Origin of the sequence: Pigmentiphaga kullae, from assembly GCF_004216695.1 — a bacterium.
In the GTDB taxonomy this organism is placed as follows: Bacteria; Pseudomonadota; Gammaproteobacteria; order Burkholderiales; family Burkholderiaceae_B; genus Pigmentiphaga; species Pigmentiphaga kullae.
Genome location: NZ_SGXC01000001.1, coordinates 2902513 through 2923972, shown reverse-complemented (window position 1 = coordinate 2923972; position 21460 = coordinate 2902513). Strand labels below are relative to the sequence as shown.

At 66.8% G+C, this 21460-nt stretch carries 21 protein-coding genes; 1 reads left to right on the top strand and 20 read right to left on the bottom strand.

From position 1 onward, the window contains the following. Positions 1-21 precede the first annotated feature (21 nt). From EV675_RS14075 to EV675_RS13990, 18 genes are all read right to left on the bottom strand, one after another. A complete protein-coding gene (locus EV675_RS14075; protein WP_130357822.1) occupies positions 22-1188 on the bottom strand; it encodes a branched-chain amino acid ABC transporter substrate-binding protein in 1167 nt (388 codons plus the stop codon). Positions 1189-1254: 66 nt separating this feature from the next. Beyond that, positions 1255-1863: an amino acid synthesis family protein gene (locus EV675_RS14070; RefSeq protein WP_130357821.1), complete on the bottom strand. Its 609-nt coding sequence runs from the start codon at positions 1861-1863 to the stop codon at positions 1255-1257. A 128-nt stretch (positions 1864-1991) separates the two neighbouring features. After that, positions 1992-2942 carry a LysR family transcriptional regulator gene (locus EV675_RS14065; protein ID WP_130357820.1) on the bottom strand — a complete coding sequence of 317 codons (951 nt, stop codon included), beginning with the start codon at positions 2940-2942 and terminating at the stop codon, positions 1992-1994. A gap of 49 nt (positions 2943-2991) precedes the next feature. Then, positions 2992-4164, bottom strand: a complete 1173-nt coding sequence (locus EV675_RS14060) for an acyl-CoA dehydrogenase family protein (RefSeq protein ID WP_130357819.1) — start codon at positions 4162-4164, stop codon at positions 2992-2994. A 13-nt stretch (positions 4165-4177) separates the two neighbouring features. Continuing rightward, a complete protein-coding gene (locus tag EV675_RS14055; RefSeq protein WP_130357818.1) occupies positions 4178-5155 on the bottom strand; it encodes a Bug family tripartite tricarboxylate transporter substrate binding protein in 978 nt (325 codons plus the stop codon). 23 nt (positions 5156-5178) lie between these two features. Next, the gene (locus EV675_RS14050; RefSeq protein WP_130357817.1) at positions 5179-6732 is read right to left on the bottom strand and encodes a class I adenylate-forming enzyme family protein; all 1554 of its coding nucleotides are present in this window, start codon (positions 6730-6732) and stop codon (positions 5179-5181) included. Next, positions 6729-7211, bottom strand: a complete 483-nt coding sequence (locus tag EV675_RS14045) for a MaoC/PaaZ C-terminal domain-containing protein (protein WP_130357816.1) — start codon at positions 7209-7211, stop codon at positions 6729-6731. The genes EV675_RS14050 and EV675_RS14045 overlap by 4 nt, the downstream gene beginning before the upstream one ends. Beyond that, positions 7208-8320, bottom strand: a complete 1113-nt coding sequence (locus tag EV675_RS14040; protein WP_130357815.1) for a mandelate racemase/muconate lactonizing enzyme family protein — start codon at positions 8318-8320, stop codon at positions 7208-7210. Before EV675_RS14040 ends, EV675_RS14045 begins: the two co-directional genes overlap by 4 nt. Beyond that, entirely contained in the window at positions 8320-9294 is a 975-nt protein-coding gene (locus EV675_RS14035; protein ID WP_165404595.1) for a Bug family tripartite tricarboxylate transporter substrate binding protein, read from the bottom strand. Before EV675_RS14035 ends, EV675_RS14040 begins: the two co-directional genes overlap by 1 nt. A 30-nt stretch (positions 9295-9324) precedes the next feature. Next, a complete protein-coding gene (locus tag EV675_RS14030) occupies positions 9325-10488 on the bottom strand; it encodes a CaiB/BaiF CoA transferase family protein (RefSeq protein WP_130357813.1) in 1164 nt (387 codons plus the stop codon). Continuing rightward, complete coding sequence (locus tag EV675_RS14025; protein ID WP_165404594.1) at positions 10485-11186, bottom strand: dienelactone hydrolase family protein; 702 nt, start codon at positions 11184-11186, stop codon at positions 10485-10487. Before EV675_RS14025 ends, EV675_RS14030 begins: the two co-directional genes overlap by 4 nt. 21 nt (positions 11187-11207) lie before the next feature. Next, entirely contained in the window at positions 11208-12350 is a 1143-nt protein-coding gene (locus tag EV675_RS14020; protein ID WP_165404593.1) for an acyl-CoA dehydrogenase family protein, read from the bottom strand. Positions 12351-12355: 5 nt separating this feature from the next. Beyond that, the gene (locus tag EV675_RS14015; RefSeq protein ID WP_130357810.1) at positions 12356-13333 is read right to left on the bottom strand and encodes a Bug family tripartite tricarboxylate transporter substrate binding protein; all 978 of its coding nucleotides are present in this window, start codon (positions 13331-13333) and stop codon (positions 12356-12358) included. Between the two features lies 1 nt (position 13334). Further along, complete coding sequence (locus EV675_RS14010; protein ID WP_130357809.1) at positions 13335-14135, bottom strand: citryl-CoA lyase; 801 nt, start codon at positions 14133-14135, stop codon at positions 13335-13337. 161 nt (positions 14136-14296) lie between these two features. Then, complete coding sequence (locus EV675_RS14005; RefSeq protein ID WP_130357808.1) at positions 14297-15253, bottom strand: ABC transporter substrate-binding protein; 957 nt, start codon at positions 15251-15253, stop codon at positions 14297-14299. Positions 15254-15285: 32 nt separating this feature from the next. Continuing rightward, positions 15286-16242 carry a Bug family tripartite tricarboxylate transporter substrate binding protein gene (locus tag EV675_RS14000; RefSeq protein ID WP_130357807.1) on the bottom strand — a complete coding sequence of 319 codons (957 nt, stop codon included), beginning with the start codon at positions 16240-16242 and terminating at the stop codon, positions 15286-15288. A 37-nt stretch (positions 16243-16279) separates the two neighbouring features. Then, positions 16280-17734, bottom strand: a complete 1455-nt coding sequence (locus EV675_RS13995; protein ID WP_130357806.1) for an aldehyde dehydrogenase family protein — start codon at positions 17732-17734, stop codon at positions 16280-16282. Positions 17735-17850: 116 nt separating this feature from the next. Then, positions 17851-18747 carry a LysR family transcriptional regulator gene (locus tag EV675_RS13990; protein ID WP_130357805.1) on the bottom strand — a complete coding sequence of 299 codons (897 nt, stop codon included), beginning with the start codon at positions 18745-18747 and terminating at the stop codon, positions 17851-17853. 239 nt (positions 18748-18986) lie between these two features. On the opposite strand from EV675_RS13990, the gene EV675_RS13985 reads away from it, so the two are divergent. Then, on the top strand, positions 18987-19190 hold the full coding sequence (locus EV675_RS13985) for a cold-shock protein (protein WP_130357804.1): 204 nt from the start codon (positions 18987-18989) through the stop codon (positions 19188-19190). Positions 19191-19290: 100 nt separating this feature from the next. On the opposite strand, the gene EV675_RS13980 is transcribed toward EV675_RS13985, so the two are convergent. Together EV675_RS13980 and EV675_RS13975 are read right to left on the bottom strand one after the other, a co-directional pair. Further along, entirely contained in the window at positions 19291-20358 is a 1068-nt protein-coding gene (locus EV675_RS13980) for a linear amide C-N hydrolase (RefSeq protein ID WP_130357803.1), read from the bottom strand. A gap of 93 nt (positions 20359-20451) precedes the next feature. Continuing rightward, positions 20452-21444 (bottom strand): Bug family tripartite tricarboxylate transporter substrate binding protein, encoded by a 993-nt coding sequence (locus tag EV675_RS13975; protein WP_130357802.1) that lies wholly within the window; start codon positions 21442-21444, stop codon positions 20452-20454. Between the last annotated feature and the right edge of the window lie 16 nt (positions 21445-21460).

Here is a 21460-nt window from a genome sequence, read left to right as displayed (position 1 = left end):
TCCGGTTGATCGGGGGACGCGCTACTTCGCCTCCTTGGCGTACTTGCTATCGGGCCAGTACACCCACTTCCCGTCCTGCACCACGTACTGGTGGGCGTTGGTGATGTTCTGGCGGTGGTCGTCGAAGTTGATGACGCCGACCAGGCTGTCGTAGTTGCGCGTGGCGTTCAGCGCCTCGCGCACCTTCGCGCGGTTCGGCCCCACCTTCTCGATCGCATCCATCAACAGCTGGGCCGCGCTGTAGGCGAAGGGGCCGTAGGCGTCCGGCTCCTCCTTGAAGCCCGCGGCGCGGTAGGCCGCCAGGAACTCCTTGCCCTTGGCGTACTTGTCGATCGGCGCGCCGTTGTGGAAGGACACGACCCCTTCGGCCACCTTGGGCCCCACGCCGGCGATGAAGCCTTCGTTCAGGATGCCCGACACGCCGATGAAGGGCGTCGAGATGCCGATGCGCTGCATCTGCGCCCGGATCGCCACACCCTGCGGCGTCAGCCCGCCGAACCAGATCACGTCCGGCTTGCCGCCGGCGGCCGCCGTCAGCTCCGCCGAGAAATCCTGCTGGGTCACGTCGACGCCGTAGGATCCGGTCACCGTCACGTCGGGGTACTGCTTCAGGAACTCCGTGAAGTGCACGCTCTGACCCTTGCCATAGTCGGTCGTGTCGTAGATGACCGCTACCCGCTTGAAGCCGGCCTTGTGCACGTACTCGGCCGCCAGCTTGCCTTCGTTGATCATCGTTCCGTTGACGCGATGGATTTCCTTGTGGTTGTTGCCGTAGGTGATCTCGGGCAGGACCGCGCCCCACACCACCATGGGCAGGCCGAAGCGATGAAAGGTGTCCACGGTCACGATCGCGACCGCCGAGCAATAGTGGGCGACGGCGCCGATGATGGAACGATCGGTGGCCGCCCGGGTCACGACCTGCACGCCCACGTTCGGCTTGCATTCATCGTCCAGCTTGACCAGTTCCACCCGGTACTTCCGGGACGGATCGGCGTTGTGCTGGTCCACCGCGAGCTGGGCGGAGTTCCTGCCGCCCAGGCCGGTGGACGACACGCCGCCGGTCAGCGGTCCGATGAAAGCGATCTTGACGGTGTCCTTGGCCAGGGCATGCCCCGTGCCCAGGACGAACAGCGCAGCCATGGCGCAGCGCGCCAGCCTGACGGTGATGCCGGATTCCTCGCGATTCATGTTGTCTCCTTTGGTGGTCCGGTGCCTGACCCGTCTGCGCGGGCTGCACCGGTGGGATACGCTCCTTTACTTCCTGATGTCGGCCACGAGCCTGGCGACCTGCTCGGCGCTGGCGCCCCTGACCCGGGCATTGATCCGGACCGTGCCGAAGCCGACGAAAAGCACCAGTTCGTCGGGCAGGGGCGCGCCCGGAACAGATACCACGATCCCGTCCATGGCGTCATAGTCCCAGGCATCCTCGGCACCGCCGAACACCACGTCGATCGACGCCCCGGCGGACGCGACCTTGGCGTTGCCGGGAATCAGCGCCGGGCCCGCGCCCAGCCCCTTGCGCATCGACAGCCCGAGCCGGGGGTGGATCATGGCAGCGCCGTGCTCGGACTCGCCGTTCATGCCGACGATGATGGCCTTGCCATAGGCGCGGGGTAGCTCCTGGCCCGCGAACCGCGCCAGCACCCGCTCGGTCAGCAGCGCGCCGATCTCGGTCGAGATGTCCACCAGGTGATCCAGGTCTTCCGTCGTGGCCGCGCCCCGTCCGGCATAGGGGTTCTTGAAGACCGCCGCCGCGACGACATGGCGGGAGGGCTGACTGGCGCCCTGCCCTGCCTCGCTCAGGATTTCTCGTTCGAATACGTGCAACTGCCGGATGGTCGGCAAGGCAGAGGGGTGCCCCATGTGTCTCTCCAATTCAGGTTCTGGTCATGGCCGGGAAGGCTGGACAGAACCTTATGCCTGGAGCGGCGAGGCGTCACGCTGCATAGATGCAAGGAAGCTTGCACTTTTCCGCGTACCCGATCGGACAATCACGGCAAGTGCGGGCCCTTCTCCAGGAACAACTCCGCGAAAACGCCGCGCAGCCAGCGGGTGCCGGCATCCTGGTGGCTGCGCTCATGCCAGAACTGCTTGACCTCGAATTCCGGCACTTCGAAAGGCAGCGGCAGCATCTTGACGTGACGCCAGGGCATCATGAGGCGCGCCACGGTACCGGGGATGACCACCAGCAGTTCGGTGGCGGCCAGGATCTCGGGCACGATGGTGAAATGCGGCACGCGCAGCGCGATGTGGCGGCGCAGCCCGTTCTTCTCCAGGTATTGCTCGATCAGCGTCGTGGTCGAGGAATGCAGCGAGGCGCGGCTGTACCGTGTCCCCGCCGGCTCGATCATGATGTGCGATTCATCGCTGAAGCTCTGGAGGCCGAGCGACGCGCCGATGCGAGGGTGGTCCGACCTCAACAGACAGACATGGCGATCGCTGAACAGGCGCTGCTGGTAGAAACCCGCGCTCAATCCAGGCAGAAACCCCACCGCGAGGTCGGCATCCCCGGATTCCAGCGCTTCACGGTAGCTCTCGCGCGGCAGTTGCAGGATGCGAAGTCCGACGCCCGGCGCCACCTTCTTCAGATGCTGCATCAGGCGCGGCAGGTAGACCACTTCGCCGATGTCGCTCAACAGGATCTGGAAGATCCGCTCGGACCGCGCCGGATCGAACGCCACGGCCTCTTCCAGTCCCGCGCGCATGATGGCCAGCCCCGCGCGCACGCTGGGGGCGATGCGCTGCGCGAACGGCGTGGGCTCCATTCCGGCCTTGACGCGGACGAACAGCGGATCGCCGCACAAGTGCCGCAAGCGAGTCAGGGCATGGCTCATCGATGGCTGGGACAAGCCCACCCGCAACCCGGCCCGGGTAACGTTGCGCTCCTGCATCATCGCGTCGAAAGCCACCAGCAGGTTCAGATCGATGCTTTCGATGTTCATTGCCGCCCTCCGTGAAACGCGATCGATCGCTGGCGGCAACACGGCCTGTTCAAGTCTCGAAGCGATTGACTCCGTACCGGCCGGACAGCGCTCCCGACGCAATGATCATCCTCTGCATTTCGGAAGAACCCTCGGTAATGGTGCGGCTGCGCGCATCTCGATACATGAGTTCCAGCGGCAATTCGCGGGACAACCCCAGGCCGCCGTGGATCTGGATGGCCCGGTCGACGACGCGTATCAACATTTCGTCCGCGTAGAGCTTCACCGCGGACGCCTCGAGATGATAGTCGAGTCCGCGGTCGGCCCTCCATGCCGCATGCAGCACCATGGACCTGGCGGCATGGAGCTCCACCAGGGAATCGGCGATCATCCACTGGATGGCCTGGCGCCGGGCCAGGGGCTGCCCGAACGTGCTGCGCTCATTGGCATAGGCGATCGCCATGTCCAGGGCCCGCTGCGCGCGGCCCAGCGCTTTCGGGCCGTGGACAAGGCGGCCCATGTCGAGAAACTCGCGCGCCAGCTCCCAGCCCTGGCCCGCCGCGCCCACCATCCGGCTTGCCGGGACCCGGACATTGTCGAACAGCAGTTCCCATGGCCGGTCCGGCGACATCAGCTCGAAGCTCTGGCCCAGCCGCATGCCCGGCGTGTCCCGATCGACCAGGAAGCAGCTGATGCCCAGCTCCTGTCCATCCTTGACGGTGCGCGCGAACACCTGCGCGAAATCCGCCTTGTCGGCGCCGGTGATGAAGATCTTGGCGCCGTTGATGACGAAGTGATCGCCGTCGGCGACCGCGGTCGTCCGCATGCCGGAAGGATCCGACCCCGCCCCCGGCTCGGTCAGCGCAAAGCAGGTGCGCTTCTCTCCCCGGGCGACGGGCAGCAGGTATTCCTCCTTCTGCTCCTGGCTGCCATGGAACAATACCGGCCCCAGATAAGGCGTCAGGACGGTGGGGGCGCGAAACGAGGGGACGTTGCACCGTGCCAGTTCCTCGAACACGACACACATGCCGACCACGCCAACCCCGCCGCCTCCCACCTCTTCAGGCAGGTCGAAGGCCCAGAAGCCCAGGTCCCTGGCCTTGTCCTGCAGCCGCTGCCGGATGTCGTCGGGAATGTCATGTTCGTTGGCGTAGCGGCCTTCCAGCGGCAACAACTCCCTTTCCACGAAACGGCGCACGGCGTCGCGCAGCATGCGCAGCTCCGGTTCCAGCTCGAAATCCATCGGTCTTCTCCAGCTAGTCCAGTTTCACCTTGGCGTTGCGGATGCTCGCCTCGTACTCGGCCCGGTCCCGCGCCAGGAAACGCCCGAACTCACGCGGCCCCTGGTTCCACGGCTCGAGCCCGACACCCGTCACGTACTTGTCCAGGAAGGCCGGCTGCGAAACCACGGCCGACACGTCGGCGGCGATCCTGCTCACGACGCCGTCGGGCGTCCCCCTGGGCGCGACCAGTCCGAACCAGGCTTGCGAGACCATTTTCGGAAACCCCAGCTCCGCGAAAGTCGGCGCGCCGGGAAAGGCTGCTATCCGCTGCGGCGCTGCGACCGCCAGCAGCCGGACCTTGTCGCCCTCGACCATGGGAATGGATGGCGGCACGCCCACCCACGCCACGTCGATCTGGCCGCCAACCAGGGCGGCCATGACGTCGGCGACGCCCTTGTAGGGCACGTGATTCATCCGGATGCCCGCCAGCGAGGAAAAGGTCTCGGCGTCCAGCTGAGCCTTGCTTCCCACGCCATACGAGCCGTAGGTCGTCTCTCCCGGACGCGCCTTGGCGCGCGCCACCAGTTCCTCCACGCTGGCGAGTCCGGACTTCCTGCTGGCCAGCAGAATCTCCCGCGTCTGCACGAGATTGATCACCGGCACGAAATCCTTGACCGGATCGTAGGAAAGCTTGCGGTAGAGATACTGATTGGAGGAGAGCGTCGGATCGTTGGCCATCAGCAGCGTGTAGCCATCGGGCGCCGCCCGGGCCACGTGCTCGGCGGCGATGATGGTGTTGGCGCCGGGCCTGTTCTCGACGATGACCGGCTGCGACCAGCGCGTCGTCAGTTCCTGCGCGACTCCCCGCGCCACGACATCCGCCAGGCCGCCGGCGGTGAAAGGCACGACGATGCGTACCATCCTGGCGGGAAACGCCTCTCCCTGTACAGCTCCGGCCGCCGCGCACCCTGCCAGCGCGGCAATGCCCGCAAGAATCCTGCGTACGTTCATGCTCGTCTCCTTGGTCTGTCTGCTCAGGCGACCTGCCTGGCCTTGTTTGCCCAGTACGGCGCGCGCAATGCCTTCTTGTCGATCTTGTTCGTGCTCGGCAGGCGCGGCAGCGCGGCCATGAATTCGATGCTGCGCGGCTTCTTGTAGCTGGCGAGCCACTGGCGGCAATGTTCGATCAGCGCGCGCTCGTCGGTCTGTCCGCCCGCCTTCAGGGCGACGAAAGCCTTGACCGATTCACCCCACTTCTCGTCGGGCACGCCGATCACCGCCGCCTCCAGGACCGCGGGATGAAGCAGCAAGGCCTCCTCCACTTCCCGCGAATAGATGTTCTCGCCGCCGGAGATGATCATGTCCTTCTTGCGGTCGACGATGAACAGGTAGTGGTCCTCGTCGAAGTAGCCCAGATCGCCCGTCTTCATCCATCCGCCGTCCAGCGCCGCCGCGGTCTCCGCCGGCTTGCCCCAGTAGCCCTGCATGATGGCGGCCGAGCGCATGGCGATTTCGCCGATCCGGCCCTGCTCCAGTTCCCGGCCCTGTTCGTCGACGATCCTGATCGCCACGCCCGGTATCGGCTGGCCGGCCGACGCCATGCGGGCGGCCTGCGCCGAGTCTCCCTCCGGTTCGTGCTGGTGCTTCAGAAGAGCGGTGCCGGGCCCGTGCTCGGTCATCCCGTAGACCTGCATGAAGATCCGGCCAAGCGCGCGATGCGCCCGCCGGGACAGCGCCACCGACATCGGCGCGGAGGCATAGCAGACCGTCTGCAGGCTGGACAGATCCACGGCCTGCCTTTCCTGCTCGTCCAACAGGGCCTGGATCATGATCGGCGCGAAGTGGGCGGCCGTCACGCGATGGCGCGCCATGCTCTCCAGGATCTCGCGCGCGTCGAACCGGCGGTGCAGAACGATCGTCGCGCCGCAGGCCAGGTAGCTGAGCAGTTCGGTGGTGCCCCCTATGTGGTAGGCGGGCATGACGATGAGCATGCGATCCGTGGGCTGCGCGCCGTGCGACAACGCCAGCATGCGGGCCTGCTCCACCTGGCCGGCATTGCCCAGCATGACCCCCTTGGCCGCTCCGGTGGTGCCGCTGGTATAGATCAGGAAAGCCGTGTCGTCGTCCCGCGCGCGCAATGGCGGCGGCGCGGCGTCCGCGCGAGCGATGGCGGCCTCGTAGCCCGCCTCGCCCGCATCGCCGCCCAGTTTCATGGTCCGGGCGTGCGCCGGCAATGCCGTGCGCAGTTCGCGCACCCGGTCCTCGTATTCCTGATCGTAGACCAGCAGGGCGGGAGCGCAATCGCGCAGGATGGCGGCCTGATCCGCCGCCGACAGCCGGTAGTTCATCCCGACCGCGATGAACCCGCACATCCCGGCCACACAATACAGCTCCATGTACTCGGGGCAATTCTGGGCCAGGATCGCGATGCGATCGCCCCGCTCCAGGCCCAGGGCGAGCAGCGCGTTGCCGAGCCGCCGCACCCTTTGCCCGAACTCTCCGTGCGTCACGGCGCGGCCTTCGAAGAGAAACGCCGGACGATCGCGCAGGCAGCGTGCGTTGTGGTCGACGATGTCGCCGAGAATCATGGTTGTTCCCCCCTGGATGCAAGCCGCAGCATGGTTCCTCCATATCCTTCCTGAAACAGCTCCCCATCCGGGCCGAGCAGCTCGAAGCGTCTGTCGACGATGGCCCGCTGTCCGTCGGATGTCATCCGCTTGCCATTGATCGTCGCCCTGACATGCACCGTGTCCCCCACCCGCAACGGCCGCCGGTATCGCCACTCGGCCACGCCGGTCGCGCCGACGACGGGATCCGCGAATACGGGCAGTTGCGTCGCCATGCCCATGGCCAGCAGGATGCCGTAGGGGCCCTGGAACATCGGTCCCGGCATGCCGGCGGCACGGCAGAACTCGACATCGGCGTGTATGGGGTGCCAGTCTCCGCTCAGCATGCAGGCCAGGGAAAGATCGGTCTGCGTCAACGTGCGGGCGCTTCCCTCGTAGCGCTCGCCCACGGCCAGCTCGTCATAGGCGATGGCGCGCATGCTCATCCGGACATGGCTCATGACGGCACCCTGAAATCCTTCATCGCGTCCCAATCCACGAGTTCGGCAACGGACGGTGTCTCGGGCAGGGCCACCACGCCATCGAGGATCGCCGGCACGTCTCCGACATACTGTTCCCGCATGGACAGGAACCAGCTCAGTTCGGCCGGCAGCGAACCCGGCGGCAGGGTCGCGGCGAACTGCAGGCCGCTCCATGTGCCCATCGCGCTCTCGCCCATGAGACCCGCTACCGTGCCGGCCTGCGCCCGGGCGGCAAGATCGCGCATCGCCTGCGCATCGGAAAGGCCGAAGCGTCCCGGCTTCGCGCTCAGCATGCCGGCGCCGCGCTCCAGGAAAAGCCGGGCGTCCCGCGTCGTGATCATGCCGAAATCGACCAGCAGCGGCAGGCCCGCCTCCCGTTGCAGGGCTTCGAACGCGCCATCCGGGGACAGCGGCGAAGGATCTTCCACGACCGCCACGCCTTCCTGCGCCATGGCCCGCACGTAGTCCGCGGCCTCTTCGAACGGATAGGCGCCATTGGCATCCACATACAGGCGCGTGGCATCGCCCAGTGCCCGGCGTACCGCCGCCAGGCTGGCCCGGTCCAGATGCAGCCCCTGCCCTCCCTTGATCTTCAGGGTCCGGAAGCCATGGGCCTCCACCATGTCGGCGGCCTCGCGCGCCATGGCGTCGGGCGCCTGCCGGGTAACGGCCCAGGACACTTCGACCTCGGACCGCCCTTGCCACATCCGCCACAATGGCCGGCCCTGGCGGGACGCTTCCCAGTCCCAGCATGCGTTGTCGATCAACGCCTTGGCGACGGTGTTTCCCGGGATGGAGTCGAGCACGCCGCGCAATGTCTGCGGGCCTGCCAATCCCGTTTGCCGGACCAAGGGCTCGAACACCTCGCGCAGCGTGGCGACGAGGCTGGCGGCCGTGGCGCCGACCCATGTCGGCTTGACGACGACCTCGGCCGCCCCCGCCGCGCCGGACTCGGTCTCGATGCGCAGGATCACGAACTGCGCGGCCGCCTCGGTCATGTCGCTCCAGCGGACTTCGCGTCCATAGGCAAGGCTGCGGACGAACACATCCCAGCGCACGATGCGCTCGGCCTGGCTGCTTTCGGCCATCAGTCCACCCGCGCGCCCGACGCCTCGATCAGCGTCTTCCACTTCGGGGATTCGGCCGCGACGTAGGCGGTCAGGTCTTTGGCATCGAGGTAGTGCGGTTCCGCGCCCAGTTGCTGGAGTCTTTCATGCACGTCGGCCTGGGCCAGGATGCGTTCGACCTGCGCACTCAGGCGGTCGACGATCTGCGCGGGCGTATCCTTGGGCGCGAACAGGGCGTACCAGCCCAGCACATCGAATCCCGGATAGCCAGCCTCGGCCACGGTCGGCAGATCGGGGGCGAGCGACGTCCGTGCGCTGGACGTCACGGCCAGCGCATGCAAGCGGCCCGCCTGCACCTGCTTCATCACAGCGGGCACGGTAAAGAAGGTCATGGACACGTCGCCGGCGATGACACTCGTCACCGCGTCCGGTCCGGTCTTGTACGGCACGTGCTTGAAGCGAACCCCGGCCATGCTCTGCAGCAGGGCTCCCGCCAGGTGTCCCGACGTGCCGTTGCCGGCCGACGAATAGGTCAGCGCATCGGGCTTCTCGCGCGCCAGCGCGACGAGTTCCGCCACCGATCGCACGGGCAGCTCGCGGTTGACGACCAGCAGGTTCGGCGCGATGGCCACCATGGCGGCGGGCGGCACGTCGCGCATCGGGTCATACGGAAGGTTCTTGTACAGGTGCGGCCCGACGGAGTGCGTCGGACTACCGCTCATCAGCCATACGTAGCCGTCCGCCGGCGAACGGGCCACCTGGGCCGCGCCCACATGCCCGCCCGCCCCCGGCCTGTTCTCGACGATGAACGGCTGGCCGAAGGCCGCCTCCAGTTTTTGCGCCAGCAGGCGGGCGACAATGTCGGCGGTTCCGCCCGCCCCCGACGAGACGACGATGCGTACCGGCCGATCCGGCCACCCCGCCGCGCCGGCCTGGCCGGCGGCAACCGCCAGGCCCAGCGCACACAGCGCTCCCGTCAAGCGTGCCAACTTCATCGCCATCTCCTTCGTGCGGAACAATCCGCATCAGATGATTCGGGCCTGCCTGAGCTCGGTCATGGCGGCTTCGGAAAAACCGGCCTCCCGCAAGACTTCCTCCGTGTGCTCGCCCAGGTCGGGCGGAGGCAGGAAATTGCTGTCGTGGTCGCCGTCGTAACGAATCGCGCGATGCGCGGCGCGCAACGTGCCGTGGCGCGGATGCTGCTGCGTGTAGAAGACGTCCAGGTGGCGCACCTGCGGATCCTCGTCCAGTTCGTCCAGCGTCCGTTCCGGCGTGAACGGAACGTCATGGGCCTCGAGCCGGGGCAGCCAGTGCTCCCGCTCCCTCTGTGCGAACGCCTCGGCCAGCGTGCGCGCCAGCTCGTCGTAGCGTTCCACGCGGTCGTGGCGCGCCGGATAGGCCGCGAGCAGGTCCGGGCGGTCGATCGCCTGGACCAGGCCGCGCCAGAACTTGTCGGGCGACGAAAGATGCAGCGCAATGCGGCGCCCGTCGCGGCAGGTCAGGATGTACGACTGCGACATGGCCGCCCGGCCGTACAGGCTGGGCGGCCGGCCGGTCGCCAGCATCGAACCCAGCGGCTCGCAGGCCATGGCGATCATGGCTTCGAGCATGTTGACCTCGACCTTGCGCCCCAGGCCGGTCGATGCCCGCTCCACCAGGGCGCCCAGGATCCCCAGGCAGGCGTAGATGCCCGTCACGGCATCGGATACCGCGGGGCCGGCCACCCGCGGGTCCTCGCCGCGGTGGAACATGGACAACCATCCCGAGACGGCCTGCCCCACGTTGTCGTAGGCCGGCCGGCCCGCATAGGGGCCGCTGGCGCCGAAGCCCGTGATGGCGCAATAGACCAGGCGGGGATTGAGCCGGCGCAGACGCTCGGCGCCCAGGCCCAGCCGCTCTTCCACCCCCGGACGCATGTTCAGGAGCAGCACGTCGGCATCCTCGACCAGCTTGTCCAGCACGGCCAGCCCCTCGGGGCGGGCGTAGTCCAGCGCCAGACTGCGCTTGTTCCGGTTGTGCGCCTGGAACTGGGGACTGTAGAGCCCCCCCTTGAATGCGCGAAACGGGTCGCCGCCGGGCCGCTCGACCTTGACGACATCCGCTCCCAGTTCGGCCAGCGACATGCCGGCCAGCGGAGCGGTAATGAAATTTCCCAGGTCGAGCACCCGGATCCCTTGAAGGACTTTCATCGATTGCCCGCCCCCAGCGCGGTCCGCAGGAATGCCGTGGTCCGCTCGTGGGCCAGCGCCGCCGCCTCCAGGTCGCCGCGCGTATAGAAACCGTGCCCGACCCCGGGATAGCGGTGAAAACCTCCGCCTGCCGCGGGCGGCAGCGCGGCCTCGATGCGGGCCTGCGCCTCGGCGGACGCGTAGCGGTCCTGGTCGCCGTAGTGCAGCACCACCGGGCAGCGCAAGGCGGCCGCCTCGTCCAGATGGTCCTCCACCCCCACGCCATAGAACACGGCCGCCGCATCGACCTCCAGTCTGGCGGCGCAGCGGAATGCCAGCTTTCCTCCCAGGCACAGGCCCACCACCGCCACGCGGCCCCGGAATCCCGGCATGGCACGGATGTGCGCCGCAACCCTGCCGATGTCGGCCAGGCCCGCCTCCTCGTCGAACCGCTCCAGATACTGGAACGCGCGCTCGATGTCGGCCTTCGAATGGCTCAGCTCGACGCCCGGCTCGATGCGCCAATAGAGATCGGGCGCCAGCGCGAGATAGCCTTCGGCCGCATAGCGATCGGCGACGCCGCGTATCGCGTCGGTCACGCCGAATATCTCCTGCAGCACGATCACAGCATGGCCGTTCGGTTTCCCCGGCCGACTGACATAGGCGGCGAAACCGCGCCCGTCGCCGGCGTCGATGGTGGTCTTTGCTTCTGACATCATGGTCCTCATGCGCCTCAGTCGTCAGACGAGGTAGCTGCCCTTGAGCAGTTCCCGCGCGATGGAATTTCTATGGATCTCGGTGGTTCCGTAGCCAATGGACATGCCGCGCGCGTCGCGGAAGTAGCGCTCGAAGGGATACTCCTCCGACAGCCCGTATGCGCCGGCAAGCTGCATGGCCTGGTTGGTCACGCGCACCGCCATCTCGTTGGCATAGATCTTGGCGATGGAAACCTGCGCCACCGACTGCCGCCCCTGGTCGATGGCCTGCGCGGCCCCGTACACCAGCGCGCGCGCCGCCTCGATATCCATCGCCATGTCGGCCAGCTTCCACTGCAACCCCTGGTTCTCCGCAAGCGGGCGGCCGAACTGGGCACGGTCCTTCAGATGCTGGACGGCATGGCCCAGCGCCGCCTGGGCCAGCCCCAGGCAGATGGGCGGGTTGCCGGTGATGCGGTCGGCATCCAGCACCTGCAGCAAGTCCTTCATCCGTCCCGCCGGCAGGAGCAGGTTCTCGGCCGGCACGCGGCAGTCCTGGAAGACCAGTTCGGCCATGCCCGTCCCGCGCAGCCCCAGCAGGTCCAGATGCTTGCCCACCGAAAACCCGGGCGTGCCGCGCTCGACCAGCACCGCCCCCACGCCCTTCATGCCGGGCTCGTCGGTCAGCCGCACCAGCACCAGGAACACGTCCGCCACCTGGGCGGCGGTGCACCAGAGCTTGCTGCCATTGATCACGTAATGCTGGCCATCGCCGACGGCGCGGGTCTGCACATTGCCCACGTCGGAGCCCGCATTCGCTTCCGACATGCTCCAGGCCGCATACCGCTCCGCCTTGGCGAAGGCAGGCAGGTAGCGCTGCCTGAGCGGTTCTGATCCGATGTGCAGGATGGCGCGCGGCGTCGCGCCGTCAGTGCAGGAATACAGCATGGCCGTATTGGCGCAGGACCGCGCCAGTTGCTCCACCACCAGCACGGTCTCGAGCAGCCCCAATCCTGTCCCGCCATAGCATTCGGGCAGGAAGATGCCGGTATAGCCGTGCCCGGCCAGCACCTTCAGATTGTCGAGCGGCGGCCGATACTGCCGGTCGGCCGCCGCCGCGCCCGGCGCGAACCGTTCGCTGGCCAGTGCATGGACGGTATCCCGGATCAGCCGTTGTTCCTGAGTCAATTCCACTATTCGCCCTTTGCGCCGGTCAACTTGATGATGTGCTGGTAGTGCGCCGATTCCCGTTGCAGGAAAGCACCGAACTCCTCCGGCGTGGACGGCGCCCCCTCCACGCCCAGCTTCACGAACTGGTCCTTGACCTCGGGGCTCTCCAGCGCCTTGCGGATCTCCTTGCTCAGGCGCCCCACGATCCCCGGCGGCGTGGACGCCGGCGCCACCACCCCGTACCAGGTCATGAAGGAGAACTCCTTCAGGCCCGACTCGGCCACGGTGGGGATCTCCGGCGCGATCGCCGACCGCTCCTTGCCCGAGACGGCCAGCCCCTTGAGCCGGCCCGAACGCACGTGCGGCACCCCCGAGGACATGCCGGTGAACATCACGTCCACCTGCCCGCCCACCACATCGGCCAGGGCCGGGGCGACCCCCTTGTAGGGAACATGGGTCAGATCGATGTCGGCCAGCGCCTTCACCCACTCCATGGCCAGATAGTGCGGCGTGCCGTTCCCGATGGAGGCATAGGTGATCTTCCCGGGCCGGGCCTTGGCGGCGGCGATCAACTCCTGCACGGTGGAGACCTGCGCCTTGGGATTGGCCACCAGGATGAAAGGCACGAAGACCAGTTGGCTGACCGGCGCGAAATCCTTGACCGAGTCGTAGGACAGCTTCTGGCCGAAGAAGATGGGATTCAACGCGTGGGAATCCGTCACCAGGCCGATCGTGTAGCCGTCCCCCTCGGCCCGGGCCACCGCCTCGGTCCCGATGATGGTGCTGGCCCCGGGCCGATTCTCGACGATGACGGGCTGGCCCAGGTTCTCCGCCATCTTCTTGCCGACGGCGCGCGCCACGATGTCGGTACCGCCCCCCGCCGGATAAGGCACGATGAAGCGGATGGGCTTGTCCGGCCACTCCGCATGCGCGGTGGACATCCCCAAGCAGGCCAGGCCCGCCACCGCAACCGCCAGCCATCGCATCGATAGTCGCCGCATGTCACCCTCCTTGTCGTCCGCCCGCGGGCGGCGTGTCGTGTTCGCCAGCCTCTTCCTCGGTGCGCAGCCAGATCTCGGCGGCTACCGGGTGCGCCTGCTCCTCGACCAGATGGCCGACCAGCCCCACCGCCCGGCCCATAACCGCGATGCCACGCGCCGCGCGCCAGGAGATCCCCAGCTCGCAGCACAGCGCGCCGATGGCGCCGGTGGCATTGACGGGCAGGCTTTTGCCGTAAACCGCCTCGGCTTCCTGGCCGATGGCGCGCATCAGGTCGACATACCGTCCGGAATAACCTTCTTCTGCCGCGACCTGGAACAGGCGGCCCGTGCGCGGATCAACGGGTTTGTGCAGGTTGTGGCCGATACCCGGGACGGACTGCCTGCGGTTCCGGAAATCCGCGACCACGCCACGCGCAAGCTCTTCTGGCGAGCCCTCCGGCGTAGCGGCCCAGGCGGATTCCAGCATCCGTGCCGCGCCTTCGGCTGTACCGGCGAAAGTGGTTCCCATCCCGCACAGCCCCGCGGCCACCGCGGACTGCAGGGACTCCGGCGCCCCCAGGTAGGTCAGCCGCGCGACGATGGCCATGGGCGTCATGCCATGTTCGACCAGGGTGACGAGAATGGCGTTGAATACCCGGGATTGCCGCGCGTCGGGCAGGCGCCCGGTCAGCTCCAGGTACGCCATGTCGCCGAAATTGAGAGTGCCGATGATGTCCCGGGCCAGATCCAGGCCCTGGACGAAAATGCGTTCGGGGGTGCTGCGGCCCATGCCGCTGCGTATCGGCCGCCGGTTCCGGCTCATGTCGTCTCCTGCTCCACTTCGGTGGATGCTTTTGGGGGCGGCATGCGCCGCCTGTTGGAGACGAAAGATAGGCGCTCCTATTGGCCGGCGTCCAATAGAAGGCGGTCATTCCCTGTATGCGGGAGACTAATAGTGGTGCGAGATCGTCGGCCGGCGAAGGTTTACCAGCCCGGGAACAACTCCTCGGCGGCCGGCCGGCGCGGGATCAGGCCCTGCTCGTGCGACCAGCGGATCTGCGTCTCGATCATGTCGCGGTTGGCCTCGAAACCGTAGGGCCAGAAGTCCTGTCCCATCAGCGCCTGCGTGCTTTCGGCCTCGGCCTGCATCCACGGCAGCATGATGGGCAGCGCCTGGTGGATGGCCAGGCGATCCTGCGCCACCCGCTTGGCCTGGTCGAAGGCGGCCAGCAGCGCCCTGGGCAGGTGCGGGTTGGCCTCGGCCACGTCGCGCCGCAGCGCGATCACGTGCATGATGGGAAAACGCCGCGTGCGCGCGTAGTAGTCCTTTTCCACGTCGCGCCAGTCGGGGAACAGGCGGCCCACGCCGGCGCGCCCGAAGGCCGTCGGCGGCGTGTAGGCGATCAGCGCATCGAGCTGGCCGGCCTCCATCATCGACGACAGCGTGCGGCCCTGCGCGGCCTGAATCCTCACCCCCTTGGGCCAGTTGCGCGAATCGATCGTGTCCCGCTCCACGTGGTCCACGTCGCCGGCGAACCACTCGCAGCTACCCGGATCGAAACCGTACTCGTCCGACAGCATGCCGCGCGCGACCAGCGCCACCGTGTTGGAATACTCGCGCAGGCCGATGCGCTTGCCGCCCAGGTCGGCCGGCGTGGCAATGCCGGCGCGCACGTAGATGGCCGAGTGGCGGAACGAGCGCGACGGGAAGATCGGCAGGGCCATATAAGGGCAGCCGCCGCGCACGCTGGCGATCAGGAAATTGCTGAACGACAGCTCGGTGACCTCGTACTCGGCGGTCTGGAAGGCCTGCGAGAAGATGGTCTCGAGGTCGCCGGTGGCGAACCGGGTCTCGAAGCCCTGGACGCCGACGCTGCCGTCGACCAGGGCGCGGGTACGGTCGTAGTCGCCGACGGCGATGCGGATGGAGGGTTGGGGCATGCGGGGCCTCGTGGCGCGGGTGGATCGATGGACTATATCTTGGCGCCGGACGCCTTGATGATCTTTTCCCATTTGACGATCTCGGACTTCGTGAAATCGCCCAGCGCTTGCGGCGTGCCTCCGGCCGGCACGGCGCCCTGCTCGGCCAGCGCGGCCTTCACATCGGGCATTTGCAGGATCTTCACCATGGCGGCGTTGAGCTTGTCGATCACCGGCTTGGGCGTGCCGGCGGGCGCGTAGAGGGCGGACCAGGCCGAGGTCTCGAAGCCCGGCAGGGTCTCGGCGATGGTGGGCACGTCCGGCACCTGCGGCGCGCGCTGCGCGCTGGTCACCGCCAGAATGCGCACCTTGCCGCCCTTGACCATGGGCAGCCCGGTGGGCATATTCACGAACATCATCTCGACCTGGCCGCCGGCCAGATCGACGATGGCCGGCGCCCCGCCCTTGTACGGCACGTGCAGCACGTCGATCCCCGCCACCGACTTGAACAGCTCGGACGACAACTGGCTGGAGGTGCCCAGGCCGGTGGACGCATACGACATCTTCTTGCCTGACTTGGCGTAGGCGATCAGTTCCTGCGTGGACTTGACCGGCAGCGAAGGGCTGACCAGCAGGATGTTGGGCACGGTACCCACCAGCACCACCGGCGCCAGGTCCTTCTCCGGGTCGTAGCCCAGCTTCTCGTACAGCGTGATGTTGATCGAGACGATCTCGGACCCCATCAACAGCGTGTAGCCATCGGCGGGCGACTTGGCCACCGCCTCGACGGCGATGTTGCCGCCCGCGCCCGAGCGGTTCTCGATCAGCACCGGCTGGCCCAGCGCCTCGGCCAGCCGAGGGCCCACCGTGCGGGCGAAGAAATCCACCGTGCCGCCAGCCGGGAACGGCACCAGCATCTTGATGGGCTTGGACGGATAGGTGTCGGCGCGGGCGGTGCCCGACAGCACGGAGAAGGCGGCGATCCAGCAGAATACGGTCAAGCGTTTCATGGACAGGCTCCTGGCGTCAGTGCGGCAAGGGAAAGGATCAGGCGTAGTTGATGACCATCAGGCGGATCTCGGACATCTCGTCCATGGCGTAGCGCGTACCTTCGCGGCCGGTGCCCGACTCCTTCCACCCGCCGAAGGGCATGTTGTCGATGCGGTAGATCGGCACGTCGTTGATCATCAGGCCGCCGACCTCCCAATCCTCGATCGCGCGGAAGGCGCGGCGCAGATCCTGCGTGAAGATGCCGCCCTGCAATCCGTACTTCGAATCGGCGGCACGCCGCACCGCCTGGTCGAAATCCCGGTAACGGTTCACAGTGACGACGGGCCCGAATATCTCCTCATCCTCCACCTTCATGCCGGGTCGGGTGTCGGTCAGCACCGTCGGCATCACCACCGCGCGTTCGCGCGACCCGCCCGCCAGCACGCGCGCGCCCTGGGCCACGGCCTCGTCCACCCACGACTGGATGCGCCGGGCCGAGTTTTCGTCGATGACAGGGCCGACGTCGACGCCCTCTTCCATCGGATTGCCCACGCGGCAGGCCTTGACCTTCGCGACCAGCTTCTCGATGAAGGCATCGGCCACCGACTCCTGCACCAGGATGCGCTGCACCCCTATGCAGTACTGGCCGCCATACACCACCCCGCCCCGCACGCAGCGCGCGGCGGCCAGGTCCAGGTCGGCATCCTCGGCCACGATCACCGTGCCGTTGCCGCCCAGCTCCAGCGCCACCTTCTTGCGGCCCGCGATAGCCTTGATGTGCCAACCCACTTTGGCGCTGCCGGTGAAAGTGACCATCGCGAAGCGCTCGTCACGCACCATGGTTTCGGCAACATCCACCGGGCAATGGACGACCTCCAGCGCGCCTTCGGGCAGCCCGGCGTCGGCCAGCAGCTTCTGCAGCAGCAGCGCGGTAAGCGGCGTCTGCGGCGCCGGCTTGAGCACCACGCTGTTGCCGACCGCGATCGCCGGGGCGACCTTGTGCATCACCAGATTCAGTGGGAAATTGAAGGGCGCAATGGCCAGAATGGTCCCGATCGGAAAGCGGCGCGCGATTCCCACACGGCGGCGCATCGACGCCAGCGCCGCGTGGTCCAGGTCCGCCAGCGAGGCCGGACGGCCATCGGCGTCCGTGGTCTGGTACTCGAACACCCCGGCATCCGCGTCCAGCGGCACCTCGTCGCCATGCTGGAGCCGGGCCTCCGCGGCCGCGTTGGTCAGGTTGAAGATCGCCCGCGACACCTCGCCGCGGGCGTCATACAGCGGCTTGCCCGCCTCGGCGGCGATGGTACGCACGAACTCGTCGCGCCGCGCCTTCAGCAACTCCGCCGCCCGCGCCAGGATGTCGGCGCGCGCGAAACGCGGCAGCTTGCGCATGATCTCGAAGGCGCGCTGCGCCCGGACCATGGCCCGCTCCACGTCGGCGGCGCTGGCAACCGGCATTTCGCCCACGACGCTGCCGTCATAGGGAGACAGGATTTTCTCTAAGGTCATGCGGCAGGCTCCAGGCGTTCCATGAAAGTGCTTTCATTAAACGCGGCAGGACTGACACACGGAAGCGAGTACCAGGTGATGGCAGCGTTCTGAAAAACAGAACACCTAGAATGAGATCACCGCCCTTTGCACATCTCGAGCAGCGGCTCCAGAAAGGCCCGCGCCGCAGCCGAGAGCTTGTGGTGCCGCGCCGTGATGATGTCCAGGCTGGCCTGCCGGCATGACTTGTCCGAAACCGGCACCCCCGCCAACAATCCGGCCGCTTCTTCGTGCGCGAACGTCAGCGGCGGCATGCACGAGATCACGTCCGAACCCGCCACCAGCGTCTTGAGCAATTGCAGCGAATTGGCCACGCAGTGCACCGACAGCGCGACGCCGGCGCGCGCGGCGGCGTGATCGATCAGATAGCGGGTGCCGAAGGTCTCGTCGGGCAACACCATCCGCTCGCCGGCAAGATCCGTCATGCGCAGCGATTTGCGGCGCGCCAGCGGATGGGACGGACGGCAGATCACCTGCAAGGGCTGCGCCAGCCGGCCCTGCAGCACCAGGTCCTCGCGGCTGAGCACGTCGAACGCCAGCCCGATCTCGGCCGATTCGTCGACCACCCGGTCGGCGATCTGGTGCGTGCCGCAGACTTCCACCTGGAAATCGATGCCCGGATACGCGGCACTGAAGCGCGTCATCAGCCCTGGCAGGAAGTCCCCGGTCACGGCCTCGATCACCGCCAGCCGGACCGTGCCTCGTCGCAGGTCGGTCAAGTCGTGGAGATCGGAGCGGATGCGCTCGATGCGGTGGTCGCTGTCGCAGACGAATTCGAACAGCATGCTGCCCGCCTCGGTGGGCAGCATGCCGCGCGGCGAGCGCTCGAACAGCGGCGCGCCCAGTTCCTGCTCCAGGTTCACGATCTGGCGACTGATGGCGCTGGGGGCGACGAAAAAGAGTTCGGACGCCCGGCGCAGGGAGCCGGTGCGGACGACCTCGGCGAAGTAGCGAAGAGCCTGGGGCTGGAGCATCGGAGCGAGGGAAAATGGCGGTTTCGGAAGAATAATTGCATATCCGCCCCCGTAGCCCCCTCCCTGTCACACAATACGCCTTGACGGCAAGCGCCGCAGGCCCGATAGTGTATGCAGATCTTCAAGCGTTGCGATTCCTGCGGTTGTGTGCGATCCACCAGTGCGCCATAAATTGTTCTAGTCCCTCCTTGATCGTCTCGTCCCGGGCATGAGCCCATCTCTCCATCAAGGAAACAATTATGGAAACCGGTATCGTCAAGTGGTTCAACTCGGAAAAGGGCTTCGGCTTCATCATGCCGGACAACGGCGGCAAGGACCTGTTCGCGCATTTCTCCGAAATCCAGGGCGACGGCTACAAGTCGCTGCAGGAAAACCAGCGCGTCAGCTTTATCGCCGGCCAAGGCCCCAAGGGTCCCCAGGCGACCAAGATCACCCCGCTGTGATTCTTGGCATACGCCGGTTGGTGACGGCGTAGGTTCAAAGACGACAAGCCCTCGCAAGAGGGCTTGTTTGTTATGGGCGGTCGAAATGAGGCTGATCGATTCAGATCCCGAGGAACTTGAAAGGCGCCGCCTGCTTGAATCCGCCGTTGGCCATGCCTGAATAGATGTTCGCCTGATTCGGGCCGAGGTCGAGCTTCATCACCCGTCCGGTTTCGCGCGAGAAATCCAGCTTCGTCAGATCGACCCAGAAGATATTGGGCGTCAGCGCCGACTCGAAGAAATAGCGCTTGTGCTTGTGGTCGGCGACGGTGCGCCAGCGGGTCGAGGAAATATTGGGCTGGTCCGGCGTGGTGATGCCCAGGGGCACCGAGACGTTGCGGATGACGCTGAAGACACTGGCGATCGTCTCCAGCGGATCTTCCGTCTTGGGAATCGCGTTGACGTAGAACGCCGCCCGGGCAAACCGGTCGGAAGCCCGGTTCGTGCCGGGCAGCATGACCGTCCCGCCGATCTGCTTCCAGTATTCCTCCATCGCCAGTTGTTTGTCGAAGGTCGGCGAGTTGGTCATGACCTGGTAGTCGCGGCTGTGGTGGATGACCTGCTTGCCGTCGATGTACTCGATGATGGCGCTGTCGCCGCTGGCGTCCGAGAGCGAGAGGTGCAAGGTCGCCAGGCGGGCCTCGCCGGGGACGTTGTCGGTCACGACGGTGAAAGGCTCTTTCGCCAAGGTGTCGACCGCCTCCTGGACGGTGGCGAAGTTGTCGAGCGCGTATTGCGCCCAGGCAGCGAGCGTCAGGCCGGGCGTCTTGCCGTCGTAGGCGGGGTAGGAGGACTCGACCAGCCACAGGACATTGGCCACCAGCCCCGCTTCGTTCATGCCGTCCGTTGTCGAGATGTCATAGCCCGAGGCGATGACGCTTCCGTACTTCGAGGTCCATTGAATGGAATTCGGGCCGGCTTCGCCGGATCGCCTCATGCCGCGCGGGAACACCCACAGGTTGGTACCGACGTCGACCTTCCAGTCCATCGAACGCGCCGTGACGACATGGCCGCCGGCGCCGAGATAGACAAAGCGGGTGCAGGCTTGCGCAGCCGAAACAGCCAGCATGCTTGCGCAGGCAAGCAAGGCGGCGCAGGCTGACGCGTAGCGGGACATTCTCGGGTTCATCAAACTCTCCATCCGAAGCATCGAGCGACTTTACCGCATCGGAACCGGAAGCAGGCTCGATGCGGCGGTCGGATGGCGTGTCAGGCGGGAGATCTACTGCGGTTCTATGCCCGCGTCCTGAACGATCTTGGACCAGGTCGGAATATCCGATTGGATCAACCTGGCGAAATCGGCTTGCGAGCCGGGCATCATTTCTATGCCAACGGGCGCGAACTTCTCGTGCGTGGAAGGCAGTTTCAGCATGGCCTGCACGGCGGCGTTCAGCTTGTCCGCGATCGGCTGGGGGATGCCGGTCGGCGCAACCAGGCCGATCCAGACCGTCATCGAGAACCCGGGAATGATTTCGTTCAGCGCCGGCAGATCGGGCATGGCTTCGCTGCGCGTTTTGCCGGTGGAGGCCAGGGCGCGCAGCCGGCCGGACTGGACGTAGGGAAGCGTCGAGGTGCCGCCCTCGAACATCATGTCGATCTGACCGCCCAACAAGTCGTTCATGGCCGGGGCGCTGCCCTTGTACGGCACGTGCAGGATATTCGTGCCGGTACGGCGCGTGAGCATTTCGCCCGCCAGATGGTGGGTGCCGCCGCGGCCCAAGGAACCGTAGGTGAGTTTGCCGGGTTTGGATTTCGCCAGCGCGATCAGTTCCTGGACGGTTTTCACCGGCACGGAACTGTTGACCACGAGATAGAAAGGGGTGGAGAACATCGTGGCGATGGGCGTGAAATCCTTCGCCGGATCCACGAGCAGCCCCTTGGTCGTCAGCGGGTTCAGGATCATGCCGGTTTGCGAGCTGACGAACAGGGTGTAGCCATCGGGCGCAGCGCGGGCGGCGGCGTTGGCCCCGATGGCCTGGTTGGCGCCGGGGCGGTTCTCCACGACGACGGGCTGCCCCAGCCGGCCGGCCATGTCTTCGGCCAGGGTGCGGGTGAACGTGTCCACCAGGCCGCCGGGCGTATAGGGCACGATGAGCTTGATCATGCGGTCCGGATACCGGCCGGCCTGGTCCTGGGCGGACGCGGCAGCCGGCGCCAGCACCGCGGCAGCCAGGGCCAGCCAGATCCTGGCTCTTGTTCCAAAGCGTGTCTTCATGTCGTCTCCTCCTAGG

Excerpts from the sequence above, each read along its gene's own strand:
- EV675_RS14075 (WP_130357822.1), bottom strand. The coding sequence starts at position 1,188 with ATGAATCGCGAGGAATCCGGCATCACCGTCAGGCTGGCGCGCTGCGCC.
- EV675_RS14070 (WP_130357821.1), bottom strand. The coding sequence starts at position 1,863 with ATGGGGCACCCCTCTGCCTTGCCGACCATCCGGCAGTTGCACGTATTC.
- EV675_RS14065 (WP_130357820.1), bottom strand. The coding sequence starts at position 2,942 with ATGAACATCGAAAGCATCGATCTGAACCTGCTGGTGGCTTTCGACGCG.
- EV675_RS14060 (WP_130357819.1), bottom strand. The coding sequence starts at position 4,164 with ATGGATTTCGAGCTGGAACCGGAGCTGCGCATGCTGCGCGACGCCGTG.
- EV675_RS14055 (WP_130357818.1), bottom strand. The coding sequence starts at position 5,155 with ATGAACGTACGCAGGATTCTTGCGGGCATTGCCGCGCTGGCAGGGTGC.
- EV675_RS14050 (WP_130357817.1), bottom strand. The coding sequence starts at position 6,732 with ATGATTCTCGGCGACATCGTCGACCACAACGCACGCTGCCTGCGCGAT.
- EV675_RS14045 (WP_130357816.1), bottom strand. The coding sequence starts at position 7,211 with ATGAGCCATGTCCGGATGAGCATGCGCGCCATCGCCTATGACGAGCTG.
- EV675_RS14040 (WP_130357815.1), bottom strand. The coding sequence starts at position 8,320 with ATGGCCGAAAGCAGCCAGGCCGAGCGCATCGTGCGCTGGGATGTGTTC.
- EV675_RS14035 (WP_165404595.1), bottom strand. The coding sequence starts at position 9,294 with ATGAAGTTGGCACGCTTGACGGGAGCGCTGTGTGCGCTGGGCCTGGCG.
- EV675_RS14030 (WP_130357813.1), bottom strand. The coding sequence starts at position 10,488 with ATGAAAGTCCTTCAAGGGATCCGGGTGCTCGACCTGGGAAATTTCATT.
- EV675_RS14025 (WP_165404594.1), bottom strand. The coding sequence starts at position 11,186 with ATGATGTCAGAAGCAAAGACCACCATCGACGCCGGCGACGGGCGCGGT.
- EV675_RS14015 (WP_130357810.1), bottom strand. The coding sequence starts at position 13,333 with ATGCGGCGACTATCGATGCGATGGCTGGCGGTTGCGGTGGCGGGCCTG.
- EV675_RS14010 (WP_130357809.1), bottom strand. The coding sequence starts at position 14,135 with ATGAGCCGGAACCGGCGGCCGATACGCAGCGGCATGGGCCGCAGCACC.
- EV675_RS14005 (WP_130357808.1), bottom strand. The coding sequence starts at position 15,253 with ATGCCCCAACCCTCCATCCGCATCGCCGTCGGCGACTACGACCGTACC.
- EV675_RS14000 (WP_130357807.1), bottom strand. The coding sequence starts at position 16,242 with ATGAAACGCTTGACCGTATTCTGCTGGATCGCCGCCTTCTCCGTGCTG.
- EV675_RS13995 (WP_130357806.1), bottom strand. The coding sequence starts at position 17,734 with ATGACCTTAGAGAAAATCCTGTCTCCCTATGACGGCAGCGTCGTGGGC.
- EV675_RS13990 (WP_130357805.1), bottom strand. The coding sequence starts at position 18,747 with ATGCTCCAGCCCCAGGCTCTTCGCTACTTCGCCGAGGTCGTCCGCACC.
- EV675_RS13985 (WP_130357804.1), top strand. The coding sequence starts at position 18,987 with ATGGAAACCGGTATCGTCAAGTGGTTCAACTCGGAAAAGGGCTTCGGC.
- EV675_RS13980 (WP_130357803.1), bottom strand. The coding sequence starts at position 20,358 with ATGAACCCGAGAATGTCCCGCTACGCGTCAGCCTGCGCCGCCTTGCTT.
- EV675_RS13975 (WP_130357802.1), bottom strand. The coding sequence starts at position 21,444 with ATGAAGACACGCTTTGGAACAAGAGCCAGGATCTGGCTGGCCCTGGCT.